Raw genomic sequence first — 1679 nt, 5'->3', positions numbered from 1 at the left:
CGCGGCGACAAGCTCTATCACGAGCACATCTACTGGGACCAGGCCAGCGTGCTGGTGCAGGTGGGCCTGCTCGATGCGAAGCTGCTGCCCGTGGCGGGAATCGAGACGGCGCGCAAGCTGCTGGACGAGACGCTGCCGTCGAACACCCTGATGTACTTGGGTAACAGAGGTGGGCAAGCGAGCCTGGAAATCTAAGCACAGACCACGTAAGCCCAGGTCGGGCATTCGAACACCGTCTTTGCGAACGCAGAGAGGCAACGCCGCCTCATCGGCAGAAATGATGAATTAGATCAATAACTCCTCGATGCATATAAAAGTGCAACGGCTCCACCTGGGCGCTGGAACAGGAGAACTTGTGCGACTGTATGTTTCCCCGCTTCCTTTTGAAACCGCACTGAGCGGCTCGTTTCTCGGCACCAGCCGTGCACGCAGCGCAGAGCTCGACGAGGACACGGACCCCATGCGGGTCTTGCTCATCGACCATCAATCGACCCAGTGCAAGACCTTCAACGAAGGACTGGAGAGAAACGGTTTCACCGTGGACATCGTGAACAGCGAAAACGCAACCGTGAACCCGGCCATCGCACAGGACTACGCGCTCATCCTCCTGAACTCGATGCGACCTGGCCAGGACGGAGCCCATGCCGTTCGAACGATCCGGCGCAAGACGGATGCACCTCTCCTGGTTCTGACCGAACGCGACAGCGTTGCCGCTCGCATAGCGGGCCTGGAGCTTGGAGCGAACGACTATCTGGTCAAGCCGTTCCAGTTTTCCGAACTGCTGGCCCGCGTCAAGGCGCTGGCCCGCAGCACCGGTGTACGCCCGCAACCGGTGCTTCGCCTGGCCGATCTGGAGCTCGACGAGCGGCGCGCAAAGTTCTCCCGCGATGGGACCGAACTCGAACTGACCAGGATGGAGTTCACGTTGCTGGTGGTGTTGCTTCGCAACCAGGGCAAGGTACTTTCACGGTCCCAACTCGCCAGGCGCGTCTGGGATATGGAATTCAATGCCAAGACCAACGTGGTCGACGTAGCCATCCTTCGCCTGCGCAGCAAGCTTGACGCCCCGTTCGAGCCGAAGCTGCTGCATACGGTGCGAGGCGAGGGGTACGTCCTCGAGGAACGTACCGAACCCTTGTAGAGCAAGAGCAGGTGGACAGGCGGGTTGAAGAGAGGGGCGAAAACGCACACTGCGTGTCGCGGTTTGCCTCAAGTCACAGGACGATTTGGAGAGGTTTGAGCCCGGAGGGGATCGAACATCAGGCTGAAGCGCGCATGAATGCTTGCTTCAGGCGATTTGGGTGCCAAAGATACCTACAAAAATACCGGCAAACTCGCCGAATGCCCGGGTGTCGTGAAAAAGTAGCAAAGGTCGTTCTCGCCAAGCTCCAGGCACTGCTGGAGATCATCGATTGTCTGACTCGCAGTATGAGTGACCCACACTGCTCTGAAGGGTAATTTGCATCGATAACGGCCGGAAATCGGCGGGAAGGTCCACGCGCTTGAAGTCGGGCTCACAAGGGACCAGGATTTCTCTGGACTGCACATTTTTAGCTGATGTGCGCACCCTTGAGAAGCACATCGTGTTAGCGCCAGTGCAATCGAGATCAGCGGTGCCAGTCGAACATTGACCAGGGGCTGGAGCTGGTTCCGGTAGGAGCCAACTGTGGATAACTATA

The 1679-nt window shown here is 58.5% G+C and carries 1 protein-coding gene and 1 pseudogene; both read left to right on the top strand.

What is annotated here, in order from left to right; translation table 11 throughout:
- Positions 1-195, top strand: a pseudogene (locus BMW87_RS34580) (hypothetical protein); the annotation flags it as partial.
- A gap of 160 nt (positions 196-355) precedes the next feature.
- Positions 356-1141 (top strand): response regulator transcription factor, encoded by a 786-nt coding sequence (locus BMW87_RS34575; protein WP_256217046.1) that lies wholly within the window; start codon positions 356-358, stop codon positions 1139-1141.
- Positions 1142-1679 lie beyond the last annotated feature (538 nt).

It is taken from the genome of Variovorax sp. OV084 (genome assembly GCF_900111625.1).
Classification (GTDB): Bacteria; Pseudomonadota; Gammaproteobacteria; order Burkholderiales; family Burkholderiaceae_C; genus Variovorax.
Note: the sequence above shows the minus strand (reverse complement) of the source record. Positions and strands in the feature narration are given on the sequence as shown.